Source organism: Natronoflexus pectinivorans (assembly GCF_004345615.1).
In the GTDB taxonomy this organism is placed as follows: Bacteria; Bacteroidota; Bacteroidia; order Bacteroidales; family Marinilabiliaceae; genus Natronoflexus; species Natronoflexus pectinivorans.
Map to the genome: position 1 here is coordinate 49,581 of NZ_SLWK01000016.1, position 21,065 is coordinate 70,645.

Consider the following 21,065-nt stretch of genomic DNA (forward strand, 5'->3'; position numbering starts at 1 on the left):
AAGGGCTTAAATCTTAATAAACTTCGGTGAATCCGGAGGTGGAAAACTCCATAGGAGTTTGAACCCTGAAATGGGTTTGTGTTCCTATTTGATTGAATGTCATGGATTTTAAGTGGTTGTAAGTTTCAATTGCGTTTATTCAGAAATATCAAAAAAGATTCCTAAGTTTATGGTTTGGCTTGGTGATAAGCCAAATTCTTATGATTTTTAATTAGCTCTCACTTATTCCTATGTATAGACTAGTATTACTCCTCTCACTTGCACTGTATTTGTCATTCAGTTGCAGAACTTCAGAGACCATGGTTCATATCGATTTTTCAGAACTATGGCATCATACTGATTCTCTTAATAAGTTAAACAGACCGCAAGCAACCCTTGAGGTAGTGAATGAAATTGTAAAGCAGAGCCGTAATCAACAAAGCACAGAGGATTACATCAAGGCAATTGTTTTAAGATTTCAGTTAAAACAGGAAGTGTTTGATAATGCTCTGGAAGAGACCATATCCGAACTTGAATCGGAAGTACCTGGTTTATGGATGCCTGCCAAACAAATGGTTCATAGTTTTTTGGGAGATTTATATCATAGGTTTTATCTTGAGAACCACTGGAGGTTGCTACAGCAACCTCTAGCTGAAACAGATGCCGAACACCTTATTGAAATGAGCGCATCGGAAATATCTCAATTATCAATCAATCACTACTTGGCATCATTGGAGTGCAGAGAGGAGCTTATTTCTGAGTCATCCGTCAACTATCAAATTTTATTGGAAGGCGGAGCTGATAAGATTCATTTGCGCCCAACGCTTTATGATTTGCTGGCCGGAAGGTTGGTGGAGAAATTGCTTAGTGGTGAGTTGTTTGAGTTCCCTGAAATTGATACTTACCGGTTCTCTGATGATTTTCTGTTGCAGCATCGGGATTTATTTGTCAATGGTGTAATTGAAGAAATTCACTATGATGAATCCGACGTTAAAGCCATCCATATTTTGCAGGATTGGTTGCGTTTCAGAATAAATGTCGGTGATGTAGATGCTCTGGCCGATATAGACCTGTTGAGGTTGGAACTGATGTATGGTAAATATGAAGGTACCGACGGGTTGCAGCTTTTTGAAAAGGCGTTGAAACACCTGGCTTCAGAATCGAAGGATTCTGAAGTATATTCATCTATTCTCTATAGGCATGCCAGCCTGTTGCATAGTCAAACACATTTTGGCAAATTGGATTCCGATAGGAATTATCTTTTGGAAGCCCTTATTTTGGCACGTTCTGCAATGGAGGCATGGCCTGATAGTGAAGGTGCACGTTTATCACGCCAACTTGAGGAAGGTATTTTAAATCCAACCCTTCGGGTAAATGCTGAGTCGGTGGTTGTACCAGGTAGCCCTGTAATGTTTTCTGTAATTTATAGAAATATTGATACGCTCTATACAAGCCTTTTTCTTTTAGATGCCCATGAGTTTGGCCCTGAGCGTTATAATATGGCCGATAGAGCTATGGAACAGGTGGTTCAAAATACACCTGTTTTTTCCCGGGATTATGTTCTCCATGATTTCGGTTATTACCTTGAAAGATCTGCGGAACTGAAGCTTTCGGAGGGAATGGAGCCGGGTTTTTATTGTCTGGTGGTGTCATGTGAGCCAATAGAACCCAAATACCTGAAAGACAATAAACTGTTTTCGGTGCTCCCTTTTCAGGTTTCAAATCTCGTTTACAGCGAACATGTTCGTGAGGAGGGACTTATGATTTCAGTGGTGAACCGTACCAACGGACAGCCGGTTGCCAATGCAACCGTCTCTGTTCAACCCGAGAGAGCTTATGGACGGCCTCATAAAGAAGGGGAGATTTTTTCAACCAATCAGGATGGTCGATTGATGATTGATGACAAGGGTTTGTTTGATAGGGGTTTGCGGTTGATTATAAACAAGGGCGAGGATGTTTTATATTCCTTTGAACAATCTTACTTCTCATCTCCTCGTGAAAGGAGGAGTGCAACTCGTTCCCAGTTTTCATTTTTTACGGACAGGCAAATTTATCGTCCCGGTCAGTTTGTGCATTTCAAGGGAGTTCTGCTTGAAAATAGAGATGGGGAAGTTAAGGCTGTTGCCAATGAACGTGTTCAGGTTTTTATGCGTGATGCGAACGGTCAGGAGGTGGCATCTGAATATTTTGTTACCAACAAATATGGCTCCGTATCAGGCCGCTTTCTTTTGCCACGCAGCTTACTTACCGGCAGTTTTAGCATAGGTTCAGCTCATGGTCACAAGTTTTTTAGTGTAGAAGAGTACAAACGGCCTCGTTTTGAAGTTACATTTAAACCCCACACTGAAATAGCGTTGATTGGCGATACAATTACTGTGACAGCCATGGCTCAGGCGCTCACCGGGATGCCAATAACGAGCGCAGAGGTCAATTGGACAGTTACACGATACAGTTACATCGGATTTAGGTTTCCAAACAGGCACATGAATCAGATTGCATCGGGAACCGGCTTTACTGATGAGAACGGACATGTACCGGTACGTTTTATCGCTTTAGGAGAAAAGGATACAAATCATAATTTCAGAATAGAGTTAAGTGTGACTGATTCCAACGGAGAAACGCAAACTGGTTCGCTATCCGTAATGCTTGGAAAGCATGGGGTTGAGCCCTTTGTTGCAACTTCCAAACCATGGTATCCTGTCTCTGAGCTAAATGATTTTGTCGCCACTTTCGGGGTACATAATTTGTCTGGTGAGCCGGTTGCATCTGAAGTTCTGTATAAGATTGAAAGGTTGAGGGCACCCGAGTTAATACTTCCGGAAAGGATATGGGATGAACCCGACACTATTTTGTATGAAGGTGCTTTTTTTAGTTTTTCTTCAGAAAGAAAAACTAAACAGAGTCCTGATTACGTGGTGACCGAAGGACGTAAAGTCGTTGTTGGGAAAGAAGATACCGACATTAAACTTCCAGCCGGATTAAAATCCGGAAAATATCGGATTTCGATGATGGTACCTGATGTTTCGGGGGATACTTTGCTGACCACCACCGAGTTTATGGTTGTTGATGTCAATAATAAAAATTATAATTCAGACGAACCACTTACATTGTTGAATTTAACAAACCGGATTTTGCAACCCGGTGAAACAGTTTCGTTTTTGGCCGGAACCGGCCTTGAATCAGCAAGGATTCGGGTTTTGGCGGCAGGTGAACAGGGGATTATTCTCGACAGGGAATATGATTTGGACAGGGAGTGGCAGCACGTTTCTTTTAATGTTCCAAACGACCTTACAGGTCATCTGTTGGTTCAGGTTATTATTTTTTATCACAATCGGGTTTATTCAAAGGAGCTTAACCATCATGTGATAACGCCTGATAATAGATTGGAAATTGATTTAATTGAATATAAGGAAGAGATGTCGCCAGGAGAACCCGCAACATGGATGTTGCGGCTTGTGGATGGCAGTGGTCGTCCTGTTCAAACTGAACTTGTTGCTTTAATGTACGATGCCTCATTGGATGCCTATCAGCCAAATTCGTTGAATTTGCATGTGCCTGCAATCCATCGGGTTGTGAGTAAATGGCGCACAAGACCAGTCTCTTTGTCTCCTACGACTGGAAAGATGATGCATCATGGGTATCAAAGAATGGTACAAAAACCTTATCCCCGGTTCTTTTGGGAAACGAAAATAGGTGCGTCTCGGGATGGATTTTTAATGCGAGCAACGGCGGCAGGCTCTCATTTGAAAGAGCAATATGTAGTTTTGAATATTGTTGATGATGATGTAGATCTAGATATAGAAGAAATCGCTCCAATGACTCGACAAGAAGAGGTCATAATTCCTACAGAAGACACCTCTGCTTCATTACAAATTCGCCGCGATTTAAAGGAGACCGCCTTTTTCTTTCCTCACCTCGAAACCAACAGTGAGGGCATTGCAAAGTTCGATTTTACCATGCCGGAATCTCTTACCCGCTGGAGGTTTATGGCGTTGGCGCATAGGGAGGATGGTGTTTATGCAACCACTGAGGCGTTTGCAACTACGGTTCTGGATTTGATGGTGATACCCAATTTGCCACGCCTTGTTACCGAAGGTGATGAATTGGTTCTAAAAGCCAATATTGTGAATAACAGTTCCGAAACCATGCAGGGAACCGCCAATATGGTAGTAACGAATGCCATTTCGGGTGAAAAAATACCTTTGAAATCAGATTCAGAAAACGGGTGGCATCTTGCTCCCGGTCAAACCGTGCCGGTAAGTTGGCGGTTAGGCGTTCCCAAAGGCATAAAAGCTCTTGAAATAACGGTCTCTGCTGTTTCCGGTGAGCTGTCTGACGGAGAAGTACACCTGATTCCCGTAAGACCTGCACGAACGCTTATTACCGAAACCAAACCGGTAGTGCTTATCGGTTCAGGAGAACACAAAATTGAAATGCCTCTGCTAATGGATGCAACGGATCAGGATTTTGAAAGTTTTACCTTCACTTATACTCAGAATGCTGCTTGGGAAATACTGGGAGTTTTACCATGGCTCATGGAGAGGCCAAAGGAGAGTTCCGACCAAATATTTAACCGAATATTTTCTGCGGCTGTTGCCGGAGAGATTTTAAATCAGCATCCTCAAATAAAAAGAGTTCTGACTGCATGGGGAGATGAGTTACCGGGAGATTCAGATGCTTTGCTTTCAGCCATGGAGCGTAATCCGGAACTGAAACCTCTTTTTCTTGAAGCAACTCCCTGGCTGAACCAGGCACAAAGCGACACAGAGCGCCGCCGTTATTTTGCTGCTTTGGTGCGGGATGGTTACTTGGAAACTGAATTAAATGAATCTGTCCAGGCTCTTAAAAAGCAACAACTTCCCAATGGAGCATGGCCTTGGTTCAATGGAATGATGCCATCGGAACAGATCACAGCTACCATAGTGGCTGGATTCGGTTATCTCAAAATGCAAAACATCGATTTGGGTGATGAGGTTATTAACATGATTAAAAGAGCAAATCGATGGTTAATCAATGAATTGAAAGAGCGAAAGGGAAGGGGAGATGAGGCTGAATTTCCCGCTGCTGTTTTGAGCCAAATTTATGCCTTAAGCTATTTTACTGATGCTTTAGAGCATCAGGTTGTTGAATACTGGATCAATCAATTGGCTGAAAATATTCCTCGAGAACCGGTTTCACAAATGGCTTATGCTTCGGTAATTCTAAATCGTGCAGGACATATCAGCGAATCGGAGCAATTGCTCCGTTCCATTGAAGACAGGCTCATCGTTGGTGAAAATGAAACCCTCTTCTTCCGTTTGCCACACGGCCCATATTGGCATCAAGCTCCCATCGAAAGCCATGTTGTAGCTATGGAGGCTCTCAGAGAGGCAAATCCCGAAAATGTTCTGTTGGAAGGCATGGAAAACTGGTTGATTTCCCAAAAGAGAACCCAATCGTGGCAAACAACGCGGGCAACGGTGGCTGCAGTTTATGCTTTGGCCACTTCTTCCCGAAAGTTATTTGATTTGAGTGAGCTGGATCGTATTCAAATGGGAGGAGAAGAATTAAGGCCGTCAGAAATTAGTTCTGGGAGCGGGTTTTTTAGTCATACGGTGAAAGGAGCTGCAATCAATCCGGCATTTGGAACGGTTATTATTGATAAAAAAAGTTCCAATCCATCTTTTGCATCCATGCATTTGAGCTACTTTGAACAGTCAGGAGACGTAAAAGCAGGTGGTTTTTTGGAGGTGGATATTTCTAAGTATCTTCGCAATTTAGAAGAAGGAGTTGAGCAATGGGATTTGATTAAGGAGGAAACGTCATTGAAACCCGGCGACAGGATAATGATGCGGGTTGTGATGGAAACACCTCAGGCGTTGGACTTTGTACACGTGGATGCACCACGTGCATCCAACCTCGAACCTGTTGATTTGCTGTCAGGTTTCAGATATCAATCGGGGTTGGGATACTATATGTCAATTAGAGATGGAGGAAACTCTTTTTTTATTGATCACCTCCCACGAGGACACTATACATTTACATGGGAAGTGACGGTATCGCACAGCGGAGAAGCAGTTCAGGCACCGATCAGAGTTTCATGTTATTACGCTCCCGAATTTTCCGGCCACAGTAAAGGTGGCACGATTCGTGTAGAATATTAGATAAGTAGTAAGGTTGGAAGTGCGGAAGTCTGACTAGTACAAATTTTGCTCAACAACGAACCTGAATTTATTATAAAAAATGATCGAAAGATTAGGTAATCAGTTGATAAGGATGAAGATATTTTTAATAAGTATGTTGCTCTTTGGAGCCCTATTGCACCCGGTTTACAGTCAACTTGGAGGCACTGAATATAAACAACGTGGCTTACAGTTATTGCAAGCAGGTTCAGTAGATTCTGCCATGGTTTATTTGAACCAGGCAACTCTGCTTGGCGTCAATGATGGAGAGGTTCTTGGAGGATTGGCATTGGCCTATATCCTGCAAGGTGATGCGCAGAGAGCGTTGGAAAAAGCAGCCGATGCCCGTCGAGACCGATTGAACCCATCGCCGGATGCTTTTCTGGCCGGATTTTTAGCTCATGAGCAATTGGGAAATGTGCGACAGCGAAATCGTTGGATGGAGCAGGGGTTAGATCTGTTTTCCGGGGATTATCTGTTGTTGTTTCATGCCGGAAGAGTGCTCATCCCTTTTGACAAGGAGGAGGGAGAGCGTCTTTTATTAAAATCCATTCATGCCGAGCCTGCATTTGCTCCGGCGCACCTCTTATTGGGCGAACAAATGCACCGTAGGGGAGAGAATTTAAAAGCAGCATTACCTTTGTTATATTACCTTATGCTGCATCATGACACGCCTGAAAGTGTTGAACTGGTTCGTGTTCTTGAAAGGCTATATGACTCCTGGGGTGCTTCATCGGCAAGTATTTCGCGGCACAGCAATGTGAGCCGCGGTTTTTCAGTCCCTTTTGTACCGGAACTGCCCGAAAAAAGATTAGTCGATGATGCATCCCGTGCCAATTGGTATGTGAACCAGACCAATGCATTACTACAAAGTTTGCAGCTTGCAGATATCACCTCTGAGGATGCTTTGTGGGTTTTTTATTCTGACTTTTTTGCGCAAGTAGCCCGGCTTAACTTTTCAATGCCACTGGCCATGCATACTGCCTACAGCCGATATCCTTCAGAAGTTATGGTTTGGATGTCGGAAAATGCACGACAGTACGATATGTTGGCCAATTGGTTGCTGATTAAGTGACGACTGTTTTAAAATTTAGTTCAAAGTTCAAAGTTTTTAGTTTATGGTTGATAGTTTTGTAAACCCTAAACTATAAACCCTAAACCCTAAACCATCAACTCTAAACCCTAATGCAACATTTGCAACAAAATCTCCTCCCTGCTTAATTGACCGCCGCCAAGCACCATGGCCGTTTCAATTAAAGCCAGATGAGAGTATGCCTGAGGGAAATTTCCCAGCAGTCGTTTGGTCTCAAAATCAAGATCTTCACTAAAAAGTCCCAGGTGATTAGAGTAAGAGAGAAGTTTCTCAAATTTTTCAATGGCCTCCTCTTTTTTTCCTATCATGTACAAACTTTTGATCAGCCAGAATGAGCAAATAGTGAAAGCTGAAGATGGTTCACCGAAATCATCCTTGTTTTTGTATCGGTACATCAACCCTTTGTGCTCAAGTTCTTTTTGAATGGCCAGTACAGTGCTGACATACTTCGGATCCTGGGGTGACATAAATCCATAAGTTTCCATCAACAGCACCGATGCATCCAGATCTTCATGTCCATAAGCCTGTGTAAAGGATTGTTTCTCTTCCGACCAGGCATTTTCCATGATGTCCGCTTTTATTTTATCTCGCAGTGGAAGCCATTCATCAACTTGTTTGTTTTGTTGAAGAAGCGAGGCAATTTTTACTGCCCTGTCAATGGCCACCCAGCACAACACTTTACTAAAGGTAAAGTGTTTGTTGTTTTGCCGCATTTCCCAAATTCCTTTATCAGGTTTGTGCCAGTTTCTTTGCACAGATCGCACCATGTTTCTGGTGATGGTCCAAAGCTCTTCGCTATGTTCCAGTGTGACCGAAAATAGGTGAAAATGCTGGTAAATCACATCCATCAGGATGCCGTAAATGTCATTTTGTTTTTGTTTGTATGCTGCGTTTCCAATTCTTACCGGTTTGCTGCCACAATATCCTTCCAGATGATCCAGTTCAAATTCTGTCAGCTTTTTTTCACCATTAATCCCATACATTATCTGTATTTTTTCATCTTTCTCGGGCAACAAATGAGTAATGAAGTTCAGATATCGATTGGCCAGTTTGTGGTGATCTAAGCCAGACATGATTTTTATAACCATTGAAGCATCCCTGATCCAGCAAAAGCGGTAATCCCAGTTGCGAACTTCGCCAATGGTTTCCGGTAGAGAAGTTGTTAAAGCCGCGAGAACGGCTCCGGTTTTTTGGTAGCTCAAAAGCTTTAAAACCAGGGCACTTCTGTCTATGATGTCGTTGTATTTTCCAAAATGAGTGGTGCGATTCGCCCATGTTAGCCAGTAGGCCTTTGTTCGCATCAGTTTCATGTAGGAACGCTCCATAGTTTGTTTCAGCAGTTTCTGGTTGTAACTCACCAGAATAAACTCATCACGATAAAGCGTGATGAGCTGCTGACAAGCCACATCTGAATTGTTCATGCTGGTGTAAAGGTACATCGAATCGTAATTACCCTTGGTGGTTTGCGCCTTTACATATTTGTCATAAATCTGAATTTTCGTATCAAACCTGCCATACTCGAGTCTTGGATTAAACTTTATCCGGAACTTTGGGGCTCCTTCAACATGTTTAAAAAATCGAATTAAATCGGGTGGTGTGTAGTATTGGCCACTATCCAACTTGTATCGTGGCATGAAATCGTGTACCTCAAATACTCCATCTTCACAATGAAACCTGGTAATTAAAATGTTCGTGTTCCCATCGTAAGTTTGAATGATGCGGGATTCCGTATCAGTAATTATTTCAAAACTTCCACCATTTTTATCATCAAGAATTTTCCCGAAAACCGAGGCAGAATCAAACTTTGGCAAACACAACCAATCGATACTTCCTTTGTCGGAAACCAAAGCACCACTTCTGCAGTTACCAATAATTCCATAGTTCAGATCCTTATCACACAATTGCTTCATACGCGCTGTCAAAATTTCAGTAATCAATTAAATAACTATTTTCTTTTGTATCTTCAAAAATCAGGAATTTATCTCTGTTTTGAGCAAAAAAGTCCTACTTTTTTTTATCTTTGTTAGAAACCGGATTGATCTGTATAATAAATTAAACAGGATTAACGGTTGAATTGTTAAAAGTAAGACCATTCAAAAATTTTTCAAGAAATTTTTGACTTCACTTTTACTCATTTGTTTTTCTGGCTGCATTGATTATTTGTCCAATAGCAAGCATATATCTCTTTAAACGAATGAGAGCGACTTTTGGGTTTATTAAGAAAACATAAATGATTCAAATCAAACAAAATTGAACCGTTTATAGCAATAAAATCCTTGCGGTTGCATAACTCCGGTTGAAAAACAACCAGAGCTTTTTATAAACAATAATCCTAAATTTTTTTATCACTATGAAGAAACTGCATATTGTATCGAACCGATTGCCTTTTAGTATCAGCTTTGATGATGGAAATCCGACTTTAACGCCCAGTGTTGGCGGTTTAGCCACAGGAATGAATTCAGTTTACAAAGATTTCAGCGGGAACTGGATTGGTTGGCCAGGAGTTGCTTCTGACAGTCAATCGCCCGCAGATTTGGCTCGAATTGATGCTTTATTGGAGAAGGAGGGTTGTGTTTCGGTGCATTTGAGCAATCACGAGGTGGAGGAGTTTTATGAGGGGTTTTGTAATAATACCATCTGGCCTTTATTTCATTATTTTGCTCAATATGTGGACTTTCATGCGGAGTTTTGGGATGCTTATGTGGAGGTAAACCAAAAATTTGCAGATAAAACTCTCGAAGTTATTGAAGACGGAGATTACGTTTGGGTGCACGATTACCAGTTGATGTTGGTGCCTGAAATGATCAAGAGCAAGAAGCCGAACATCACCATCGGTTATTTTTTGCATATTCCATTTCCATCCTATGAAGTATTCAGAATTCTTCCCTGGCGGGATGAATTGCTCAAAGGGTTGTTGGGAGCCGATCTGATCGGATTTCACACCTATGATTATGAGCGACATTTTCTCAGCAGTGTTCGTCGATTATTCGGGTATGAGATTACGTTTAACGAAATTCACATTGATGACCGCATCATTCTTGCCGATGCATTCCCCATGGGAATTGACTATAAGAAATTTGATGATGCTGCCATTAAAATTAACCAAACACCTCTTAAAGAGAGGTCTGAAGTTCATCGCGAACTGGAGAAGTATTTCCTGATGGATCCTGACAGGAAACTGGTTCTCTCCATCGATCGGCTTGATTACTCCAAAGGGATTCCCAACCGCCTGAGGGCTTTTGGTCGTTTTCTGGAAAATCATCCCGAATATCGTGGAAAGGTGACGCTTATAATGCTTTCTGTGCCTTCGCGCAACAATGTGATTCATTACCAACGTCTGCGAAGTGAGGTGGAAGAGTTAGTAGGCAGCATTAACGGCCTTTATGGGAACATTAACTATACGCCTGTTTGGTATTTCTACCGCACCATGCCATTCCAAAACCTGGTAGAACTTTACAGCATGTGTGATGTGGCTCTGATTACCCCGGTTCGTGATGGCATGAATCTGGTAGCCAAAGAGTATGTTGCTTCTCGAATTAACCAGACCGGGGTCATGGTAATAAGTGAAATGGCCGGCGTTGTAAAAGAAATGGGAGAGGCCATTGTTATTAATCCCAATGACGAAAATCAGATGGAAAAAGCCATCCTTCAGGCATTGGAAATGCCTCTGGATGAACAGAAAAAACGGATGGCTACCATGCAGAAACGAATCAGACGTTACGATGTTTTCAAGTGGGCTAAGGAGTTTGTAGGTGCGCTTAATCGTGTGAATAAAATCCAAAAGGATTTTCTTGCTAAAAAAATTACTCCTGAAGTTGGGAAAACCATCATCGATAAATTTGAGAAGGCAGGCAAACGCGCCATCTTTCTGGATTATGATGGCACTCTTACCGGGTTTAAAGCCGATCCGCAAGAGGTTCAGCCCGATGCTGAACTGAAAAAACTAATTGATGAACTAACTGAATCGGAAAAGAATATTGTCACCATTATTAGTGGACGAGACAAAGAGACTCTTTCCAAATGGTTTGAAGGACATAATGTTAATCTGATTTGCGAACATGGGGTGTGGTTGCGCAGGATCGGTGAAGACTGGAATATGCTCACAAACGCATCCAACTCCTGGATGCCCACCATTAGACCAGTTTTGGAAAGTTATGTTGACCGAACACCAGGGTCATTTCTTGAAGAAAAAAACTACTCGCTTGTATGGCATTTCCGTCGAGCGGAAGCTGAGTTGGGTGAACTTCGTGCCAAAGAGTTAAGGGACGAACTAACAGAGTTGGTAGCCAACCACAACCTCGAAATTATGGAAGGAAACAAAGTGGTTGAGGTTAAAACCGGAGGCGTGAACAAAGGTGCAGCAGCCAACAGTTTTCTGCTCAATATGAATGCTGACTTTATTATGGGTGTTGGGGATGATTGGACTGATGAGTTCCTGTTTAAAGAATTACCCGAGACTGCCATTACCGTTAAAGTTGGGATTAAGCATACCAATGCAGCTTATAAACTAGAAACTGTGGAGGCAGTAAGAGCGTTCCTCAAAAAACTTTCAAAGAAAAAGTAATTTAATTTTATACTGATATAATTTATGAATCAACACAGTGAGTTTGATGTTCCTCCTTTTGTGAAGGACATTTTTGGAAACATTCCCCGTTTGGCGGGGATTGTTTTGCTGGCCGTACTGGCCTGGAATATGATATTTCAGATCGCTTCGGAAGAGGTTGGAGTAATCACCCGTTTTGGGAAATTTGAACGTCTAGTAAGCCCCGGACTTAATTTCAAAATGCCGTTTGTGGAGAAATTGGTAAAAGTTCCGGTTGAACGTCAGCAGAAACAGGAGTTTGGGTTTCGAACAGTATCCACAGATGTGCGCTCAGAATACACTAAAAGGGGTACTTCCGATGAATCTCTGATGCTGACAGGTGACCTTAATCTTGCCGATGTGGAGTGGGTAGTACAATACCGGATTCAAGACCCATACAAATATCTTTTCATGGTTAGAAACCCGGAAGGTACGTTAAGAGACATCTCTGAATCATCCATGCGCCAGATTGTGGGTGACAGAACTGTGAATGAAGTGCTTACCGTTGGACGTACCGAAGTTGCTCAAACCGTAAGGGACTTGATTCAGGGCTTGGTGGATGAATACTCTTTGGGTTTACGAATTGAGCAGGTTGTTTTACAGGATGTAAATCCGCCCGATCCGGTTAAGCCTGCTTTTAATGCGGTTAACCAGGCTCAACAGGAGAGGGAGACGCTGATTAATCAAGCCAAAGCGGAATACAACCGGGTCATTCCAAGAGCGCGCGGACAGGCACAGGAGACCATTCAGCGAGCAGAGGGTTATGCAACTGCACGTGTGAATAATGCGCAGGGAGAGGCAGTCCGTTTTAATTTGTTGTTTGATGAATATATGCGAGCACCTGAAATCACTAAACGACGAATTTATCTTGAAACCATGCAAAGGGTGATCCCTCAAATGGGGAATAAGATCATTACCGATCAGGATGGCAACAATGTTTTTCCATTGTTGCAGATGCAATTAAGTCAAGGTCAGAAAAAAGAATCAAATTAATATTTAGAGAACCATGCAAAAGAATTTAATATACTTAATAGTAGCAGCTGTTATCCTGGTGGTGGTTGTATCGCAAAGTGCATATGTGGTTAATGAAACCCAACAGGTGGTTGTTACCCAGTTTGGCCGGCCGGTAGGCGAGGCCATTACTACGCCCGGATTGAAATTTAAAGTCCCATTTATTCAAAAAACAAATTTTATCGAAAAACGGTTTTTGGAATGGGATGGTGATCCAAACCAAATTCCTACTAAGGATAAAAAATTTATTTTCGTTGATACTTATGCCAGATGGCAAATTGTTGATCCACTGAGATACTTCATTCGTTTTACAAATGAACGGAGTGCGATGTCCCGATTAGCCGATATTTTGGATGGTGAAACGAGGGACTTTATCGCCAGTCATAATCTCGAAGAGGCAGTAAGAACCAGTAATCGGGAGCCTGTTTCGTCGGGAATTATTGGTGATATGATTGGTGATTCTTTGATGCATATTGAAGTAGGTAGGGATCGCATTCAGAGGATGATTCGTCAATCGGCCAACGAACAGGCTCGCGAGTTGGGTCTTGAAATCCTCGATTTCAAGATTAAGCGGATCAACTATGTCCCCGAGGTACGCGAGCAGGTCTATAACCGAATGATCAGTGAGCGTTTGCGTATTGCCGATGAATTTCGTTCTGAGGGACAGGGCGAAGCATCGGTTATTAATGGTGAAAAGGAGCGTGAGTTGCAAACCATTCAGTCAGCGGCTTTTCGTCAAGCAGAAGAGATTATGGGTAGAGCAGACGCTGAAGCTGCTGCCATATATACCGCGGCATATAACAGGAATAATGCAGCAAGGGAACTCTATGCTTTCCTTAAGTCATTGGAAACTTTCGAGAAAACACTGGACAAAGAAACACAGGTTATTTTGTCCACCAACAGCGATTTGTATAAGTATCTGAAGAGGATGCATTAATCTGTAGTAAACTATTTTCTTAAGGAACGCCTGATGTGATTGCATCAGGCGTTTTTTATGTGGAAAAGTGTAAAATTCTGTCAATTTGGGCGATGTTTCTCAAGTTTTTATTGAAATCAGGTTGAGAATTAGTAATTTAGTATTGTAGATTCATGACATTTCTTTGCACGAATCAGCCCCATTACCACGCAGCCAAATAAAGTTAAACTTCGCAAATTCAAACTCTATGTATTTCTTTGACTATTTTAAGAGACAAAAACTATCTGCTGTCTTTGTCTCTTCTCTTGCCTTTATCTTGTTGGCTTCATGCACTGAAAAATCTGATAATCAGGTTAGAGAAAGGCTATCCATTAATGACGGGTGGCGTTTTTTTAGATACGATGATGCAACTGATGCCGATGGTTTGATATATGATGTCAGACCTGATGTTGATGAAGATATTGATCAACGAGAAGCAGATGATCAGCCTGTTGAGGGAGAGTGGGTTGAGGGAGAGGAGTCTGTTCTAAAAGCATGGATTCTCCCTTCAGGGAATGATTTTATTAAAGACCCTGCTAAGCGCCATGTCAGACCTGAAGGATATCCCGGATTTGATTTCCCCTTTGTTCAGGCTGGTTTTGATGATGGTAATTGGGAGAAAGTAAACCTGCCTCACGATTGGGGTGCCCGGGAGCCTTTTACATATGAAGTGAGTGGAAGCATGGGGCGATTACCAAGCCACGGAGTGGCTTGGTACAGACGCTCGTTGGATATTCCTTCATCTGATTCCGGAAGGCAAATTTATCTGGAAGTTGAAGGGGCTATGTCTTATGCCATGGTATGGTTAAACGGACATCTTGTTGGAGGTTGGCCTTATGGATATAACTCATGGCAATTGGATTTAACCCCATACATCATACCGGGAGGTGAGAACCAATTGGCCATACGTTTAGATAATCCCCCCATTTCATCACGTTGGTATCCGGGAGGTGGAATTTACCGAAACATGTGGATCATTAAAACGGAGCCCATCCACGTCGGACAATGGGGCACTTTTATAACAACAAGAGATGTTTCAGAAGAGTCAGCAGTGGTTGATCTGGAAGTTACTATTGATAACAAATCCAATGAGAATGCTGATGTTGAAATTGTAACCTTTGTATATGAATTAGACTCAAACGGAAATAGAACTGGAAATAGAGTCATTGAATTTGCACCTCAAAGTGCAAATGTTGCAGCTAAAACAAAAACAACTGTAAACAGCAGTGTTACCATTGCTAATCCACGTTTATGGGGACCACTTCCTACCCAAATTCCTAACAGGTATCTTGCCGTTACTGAAGTTCAGAAAGACGGAAAAGTAGTTGATGTTTTTGAGACTCCATTTGGAATTAGATCCTTGGAGTTTGACCCGGTTAACGGTTTATTTGTAAATAGTGAGCATATTTATATAAAAGGCGTTAACCAGCATCATGATCTGGGCCCAATGGGAACTGCTTTCAACAAAAGAGCAGCAGAACGTCAGCTTGAAATTCTGCGTGAAGCAGGAGTAAACTCCATACGCATGGCTCACAATCCTCCCGCACCAGAATTGTTGGAGTTGACCGACAAAATGGGTTTTTTGGTGGTGAATGAAGTGTTTGATGTTTGGGAAAGAAGAAAAGTGCCGTTCGATTTCCATTTGATTTTTCCCGATTGGTATGAGCAGGATTTACGAGCAATGGTGCGAAGGGATCGCAATCATCCATCGGTCATCATGTGGAGCTACGGAAATGAAGTAGGCGAACAATATACCGGCGATGACGGTGCAGCTCTGTCTCAGAAGCTCAATGATATTTTAAAGGATGAAGATCCAACCCGTCCAACAACGGCTTCCATGAATTTTGCCAAGCCTGATATGCCAATGCCTGCAACCATGGACATCATCAGCTTAAATTACCAGGGAGAAGGTATTCGGATTCATCCGGGATATGAACATTTGCAAGGCATTAGGACACACCCCTTGTACACGGACTTTCACGAGGCATTTCCCAACAAAATGATCATCAGCAGTGAAAATGCAGCAGCATTAAGTATTAGGGGAGAGTATTTGTTTCCCGTTACCCCGAATTCGAGCGCTCCGGTGAGCGATGGAATTGGAGGTGATTCTGAAAATCTGATAGTTTGTGCGTATGAATTATACACTGCAAATTTTGGATCTTCTGTTGACCGGGTGTTTGCAGCTAAGGCTCAACACCCCTTTGTGGCAGGAGGTTTCGTATGGAGTGGTTGGGATTATTTAGGTGAACCAACGCCATATTATGATGCAAGAAGTACTTATTTTGGCATTGTAGATTTGGCAGGATTTAAAAAGAACCGGTTTTACCTGTATCAATCGCATTGGCACCCGGAATTGCCAATGGCTCATATTCTTCCTCACTGGAATTGGCCCGACCGAGTCGGTAAAGTAACGCCGGTGCATGTGTTTACATCGGGTGATGAGGCTGAATTGTTCCTAAACGGTGAGTCGCTTGGAAGAAAGAAGAAAGGTGACTTTGAGTATCGTCTCCGATGGGATGACGTGATTTATGAACCAGGAGAGTTAAAGGTTGTGGCCTACAAAAACGGAGAAGAGTGGGCGCAAAGTGTTGTTAAAACAACTGGTGCTGCCGAATCTCTGAACGCTGAAGCTGATCGTGACAGAATTAAAGCTGATGGAAAAGATCTTTCATTTGTGACTATTTCAGTAACTGATGAGGATGGATTAGTCATACCGGATGCAAAGCACCCACTCCGGTTTAGTATTGAAGGACCGGGTGAGATCGTCGCTACCGATAGTGGTGATCCGCGTGATTTTGTAGCTTTTCCGTCAAATGAACGAAATGCTTTTAATGGATTGAGTCTGGTTATTGTCAGGGGGATTCCCGATAAACCCGGAACCATTCGGGTTCACGCTGAGTCTGATGGGTTGAAAAGTGCCACAGTTGAAGTACAAACCCACCCTTAATTTTGATGAAGCGTGCATGCGTATGTAATTCACAACAAGTAAATAGAAATATATGCTTATGCACGTTTTTCCGAAGCATCGGGTACAATGAATAATTAAAAAACCACGAAAACAGTTTCGTGGTTTTTTAATTTTCATTTTGTATGTCTGGTATTACCTATCTGTTTGCTACCTCCTTACAGGCAGAATATATTCCTTCAAAAAGCGTTGGAACATCTTTTGCCGCAACAGCTGAAAACGCAAGTCTCAGCAGGTTATTGAGACTTATAACGCCAATGCTGTATTTTTCAATCAACAATTGACGAACGGTGTTGGCATCAATGCCTTCTTTAAGTTCAATACACATGAAATAACCCGAGTTATATGGTAATGCTTTAAAGTATTCAGCGTATTTTGAGTCTTTGAGCACTTCTTTAACTGCTTTATAACGGCTTTTCAATATATCGAACTTTTCTTTTTTCTCTTCTTTGTAGGTCGGAGAATCAAAAGCTTCAAGCAGTAATGATTGCGAAAGATTTGATGCATTGGAGATGTTTCCACGAACAGCTCCGGCTGTTTTATTCTCCAACGCACTATAAAGCTCCTCAGTGCCACCCTTAATTCCATAGGTGATAAAACCTACCCTGAACCCCCAAACATAATCTTCTTTGGTTGGCCCATCCACTTTTACGGCCAGTACATTTTCATGAAGCTTTGCCAGCCATGCAAATGGCGATTGGGTTTCAATGCCATCTTCAAACACCAATCCGAAGTAAGCATCATCACAAATTACAACCACCTTTTTCCCGGCATTGGCTGCTTTCTCTACTGATGCAACGATCTCCTTCATTTCATTAACAGTGGGAGAGTATCCTGTGGGGTTGTTAGGGAAATTTAACAGCAATATTTTTTTGTCGCCTTCGCTCATCAGTTCAGAACTCATGGCTTCTATGTCCAGGCCGCTGTCTTTAAAAAGGTTGTATGGTTTTATTTTGGCATCGTATGCGTTGATGAATGTCAGATTGTAATTGCCCCAGAAAAGACTTGGAACAAGAACTTCATCTCCCGCATTTGCAAACATATAACCGGCCATGCTTATTCCGTGAGTCAATGCATTTGTCACCACCGGTAAGCTGATGAGAGAATCACCCAAAGCCGGGTTTTTCTGATGGATCATTCCACTCCAGCGAGCACGGATGTCGGGTCTTCCAAAACTTGGTGCATAAGGAAATGCTTTAGATGCGTCAATGTTCAGATTTTTGCTGATGGATTTCAGGCGCATGGGGGTATTGTCGTCTTCAATGGCTGCCCCGATGGTAGCATTAATGGTTGTGCCTTTGGCCTCAGCACTCTGACCAAGAATCCCTTTTTTGGGAAAGAAAATGGCTTTCCCGCGTTCCGACAACATATCAAATAGAGCCGGATTAACCTCTTGTAGTGTTTTGTTGAGTTCCTCTGCCTGAATGTTCATACTATAAATTATTATTTTAAGTTAAGTGGCTGTAGTTGTGGTGATTGTGTGTGTGGTGATGATGCACACACAACCTTGTACAAAAGTACTCTTTTTTAAGGAGAAAACCTTTTATATTTCTTCCATGTAAAGAGATAAAGTTCAATGAGATGCTGAGAATCAGGGTGTAAAACCCTGATTTTTTTTTCTAAAGAGAGATTTCAGTTGTAGTCAAATCGTCTTATTTTGCTTTTATTTTGATAAAATATTATGAATATTGGTATTATTTCGAAAGTAATCAGGTAGAGGGATAAAAACTTATAAGAGTCACGACTCAATGGATTTTTATGGAGGCTCAATCTCTTTAAAAAATAGTTGAGTTTTCGTATTGAGTCTTTATCAATCATTTTGAATTTCACCAAGCGGCAATTTTTATTATTTTTGACTTTCTATTCTCATCCAATCTCTTAACTTATTATGCCTGAAAGAGCTTATAGTGTAGTTATTGCCGATTCTCAATACCTGATAACGGAATCGTTGAAGAAACTGATTGCCGAATCTGATAAATTCAGGTTGATTGGGGTTATCGGATGTCTGTTTGAGCTAAATGAATTGCTTCGTACGGAAAGCTTTGACCTGTTGATTACCGATTTTGCAACCATGGATTATAACGGTTTTGATTCGATTTCTGAAATGATGAGAACTTACCCCAATATGGGCATTTTAATTTTAACCAATCAGGTTTTAAAACACGATTTTAATGAGCTCAACCAAACTGGAATAAAAAACATCATTTGTAAAACTACCGGCAAGGAGGAATTGTTCATGGCCATGGATGCCACCATTCGACGTCGAAAATTCTATTCGGAAGAGGTATTGGAGATCATCATGGATGAGCCCAAAATCAAACAAAAGAATGAAGAAATTCATCTCACTGCAACAGAAACTGAGATTGTGAAAATGATAGCAGAAGGAATGACTACCAAGGAGATAGCTGCCAATAAAAACATCAGTTTTCATACCGTAATGACCCACCGCAAAAACATTTTCCGTAAACTTAGCGTAAACAGTAGTTCAGAATTGATTATGTATGCCATTCGGGCCGGGTGGATAGATAATATTGAGTATTATATATAGTTAGTGGTGGTGATTCACTGAAGTTTTTTATCTAATTTTTGCTTTATGAATTATAAGTTTTTTGCTGTTTTTATTTTAACAGTTGTTTTTGGCTTTTGTACCTTCGTTAATGCCAATCATCTCAACGTTTTTAATGGAGAAATACCACAAGGCGATCGGGTTTTTTATGTAGCGGTGGATGGTGATAATGGGAACAATGGAACAAAAGAGAGCCCCTTTGCTACACTAAATTACGCAGTTGGCAGAGTTAGCGCAGGAGATGTAATTGTTGTGAGAGGCGGTGTTTATGAGCACAGCGACATCATTCGAATGAATTCCCCCAATGGGACAGCATCAAAGCCGATTGTTGTAACAGCCTATCCAGGTGAAGTGCCGGTTTTTGATTTTAGTTCTCAACCAAAAGAGAATAATTATCATGGAATAAGATTAAATGCCAATTACTGGCATTTAATAGGGTTAACCATTAAAAATGCTTCCCATAATGGTATCCGAATGGATGGAAGTCACAACATTCTTGAGCAGATTACTGCAACAGGGAATCATGACACAGGAATTCACATGGCAGGAAGTGCTTCTCATAATTTGATTAAGAACTGTGATTCTTTTCTGAATTTTAATTATGACACAAACAGAACTCCAAGAATTGGGAATAATGCCGATGGGTTCGGTGTTAAATTTAATAATATTGGACCGGGTAATCGTTTGTATGGCTGCAGGGCATGGGAAAACTCGGATGATGGATATGATTTTTGGAGAGCACTGGAGACCATAATTGTTGAAAACTGTTGGGCATTTGGAAACGGAGATCCGGCTTCTTTCGGCAATCCCGCAAACTTTGAAGGCGGTGGCAATGGATTTAAGCTTGGTGGTAATCATGAACCTGGACCTCACATCATCAGACGCAGCCTTGCATTTGATAATAAAGGTAAGGGTTTTGACCATAACAATAACACGGCACCTTTAACATTGCTTCATAACACGGCCTATAACAACGATCGTAATTTTAGTTTCCCAAATAACCCGAGTACCGGGCAATCTGTTTTTAGAAATAACTTGAGCGCTAAGGCTCGTGTTTTGGCTGAAATGCCTTCAAATGCACTGATTGTTGGAAATAGTTGGCAACAAAGTGTAGCAATCACAGATGGTATGTTTGCTAGCGTTAACACAGCTCTTGCTGTCGGGCCTCGTGAAATAGATGGCTCGTTACCGGAAATTGATTTGTTGAAACCTGTTCCGGGAACGGTTATTATTAATGGTGGTGTTGATTTTGGTGAGCCTTTTTATGGAACAGCTCCTGATATGGGAGCTTATGAGCTTGATATTGATGACGATGCGACTTCCGTTTCCGAAATGAAACAAAATGATAAGATCGTGTTTTCGAACCCTGTTGAGAATGGAGTTTTATGGATTAAGTTTAGCGAGATGGCGAAAGTCTCATTTGTCAGGATTTATGATTTAAGTGGAAATCTTGTCACTGCAAGAAATGTTATGACCGGATCGCAAAGGTTTGAGATAAATTTAAGCATACTCCCAGGTATATACATATTACAGATAGAGAGCAATCAAGGATCTGTCATGGATAAAATTATTGTGAAATAGATCGTTCTGATGGTTATTCAATACTGAAAAAGCCTTTATGCAGCAACGTGCTGCATAAAGGCTTTTTTCATATCTCGTAATTAATGTGAATTTATTATAGTTGTTTGTAAAATTTGTGACATTCATTATCGCGACGTTCTGTTAATTTTGTTTGTAAAAATTGAAATCTGTA

Annotated in this window: 10 protein-coding genes; 8 read left to right on the forward strand and 2 right to left on the reverse strand. The window is 41.6% G+C overall.

All coding sequences use genetic code 11. From position 1 onward, the window contains the following. Window positions 1-230: 230 nt before the first annotated feature. Window positions 231-6,122 carry an alpha-2-macroglobulin family protein gene (locus EV194_RS15190; RefSeq protein WP_132435107.1) on the forward strand — a complete coding sequence of 1,964 codons (5,892 nt, stop codon included), beginning with the start codon at window positions 231-233 and terminating at the stop codon, window positions 6,120-6,122. Between the two features lie 112 nt (window positions 6,123-6,234). Beyond that, window positions 6,235-7,215, forward strand: coding sequence for a tetratricopeptide repeat protein (locus EV194_RS15195; RefSeq protein WP_132435109.1), 981 nt, complete (start codon window positions 6,235-6,237; stop codon window positions 7,213-7,215). Between the two features lie 107 nt (window positions 7,216-7,322). On the opposite strand, the gene EV194_RS15200 is transcribed toward EV194_RS15195, so the two are convergent. Further along, window positions 7,323-9,143, reverse strand: a complete 1,821-nt coding sequence (locus tag EV194_RS15200) for a glycoside hydrolase family 15 protein (protein WP_132435111.1) — start codon at window positions 9,141-9,143, stop codon at window positions 7,323-7,325. 440 nt (window positions 9,144-9,583) lie between these two features. Between EV194_RS15200 and EV194_RS15205 the strand changes: the two genes are divergently transcribed. The 4 genes from EV194_RS15205 to galB all read left to right on the forward strand — a co-directional run bounded on the left by EV194_RS15205 (window position 9,584) and on the right by galB (window position 16,728). Then, the gene (locus tag EV194_RS15205) at window positions 9,584-11,797 is read left to right on the forward strand and encodes a bifunctional alpha,alpha-trehalose-phosphate synthase (UDP-forming)/trehalose-phosphatase (RefSeq protein ID WP_132435112.1); all 2,214 of its coding nucleotides are present in this window, start codon (window positions 9,584-9,586) and stop codon (window positions 11,795-11,797) included. Window positions 11,798-11,821: 24 nt separating this feature from the next. Next, window positions 11,822-12,808 (forward strand): FtsH protease activity modulator HflK, encoded by a 987-nt coding sequence (gene hflK, locus EV194_RS15210; RefSeq protein ID WP_132435114.1) that lies wholly within the window; start codon window positions 11,822-11,824, stop codon window positions 12,806-12,808. A gap of 13 nt (window positions 12,809-12,821) precedes the next feature. Next, window positions 12,822-13,763, forward strand: a complete 942-nt coding sequence (hflC, locus tag EV194_RS15215; RefSeq protein ID WP_132435116.1) for a protease modulator HflC — start codon at window positions 12,822-12,824, stop codon at window positions 13,761-13,763. Between the two features lie 226 nt (window positions 13,764-13,989). Continuing rightward, the gene (gene galB / locus EV194_RS15220) at window positions 13,990-16,728 is read left to right on the forward strand and encodes a beta-galactosidase GalB (protein ID WP_132435118.1); all 2,739 of its coding nucleotides are present in this window, start codon (window positions 13,990-13,992) and stop codon (window positions 16,726-16,728) included. Window positions 16,729-16,885: 157 nt separating this feature from the next. Here the strand turns inward: galB and EV194_RS15225 are convergent, their stop codons facing one another. Beyond that, window positions 16,886-18,178, reverse strand: coding sequence for an aminotransferase class I/II-fold pyridoxal phosphate-dependent enzyme (locus EV194_RS15225; RefSeq protein WP_132435120.1), 1,293 nt, complete (start codon window positions 18,176-18,178; stop codon window positions 16,886-16,888). Window positions 18,179-18,634: 456 nt separating this feature from the next. Here EV194_RS15225 and EV194_RS15230 point away from each other — a divergent pair, with 456 nt between their 5' ends. Together EV194_RS15230 and EV194_RS15235 are read left to right on the forward strand one after the other, a co-directional pair. After that, a complete protein-coding gene (locus EV194_RS15230; RefSeq protein WP_132435122.1) occupies window positions 18,635-19,294 on the forward strand; it encodes a LuxR C-terminal-related transcriptional regulator in 660 nt (219 codons plus the stop codon). Window positions 19,295-19,339: 45 nt separating this feature from the next. Continuing rightward, complete coding sequence (locus tag EV194_RS15235; RefSeq protein ID WP_132435124.1) at window positions 19,340-20,893, forward strand: right-handed parallel beta-helix repeat-containing protein; 1,554 nt, start codon at window positions 19,340-19,342, stop codon at window positions 20,891-20,893. The last annotated feature ends 172 nt before the right edge of the window (window positions 20,894-21,065 follow it).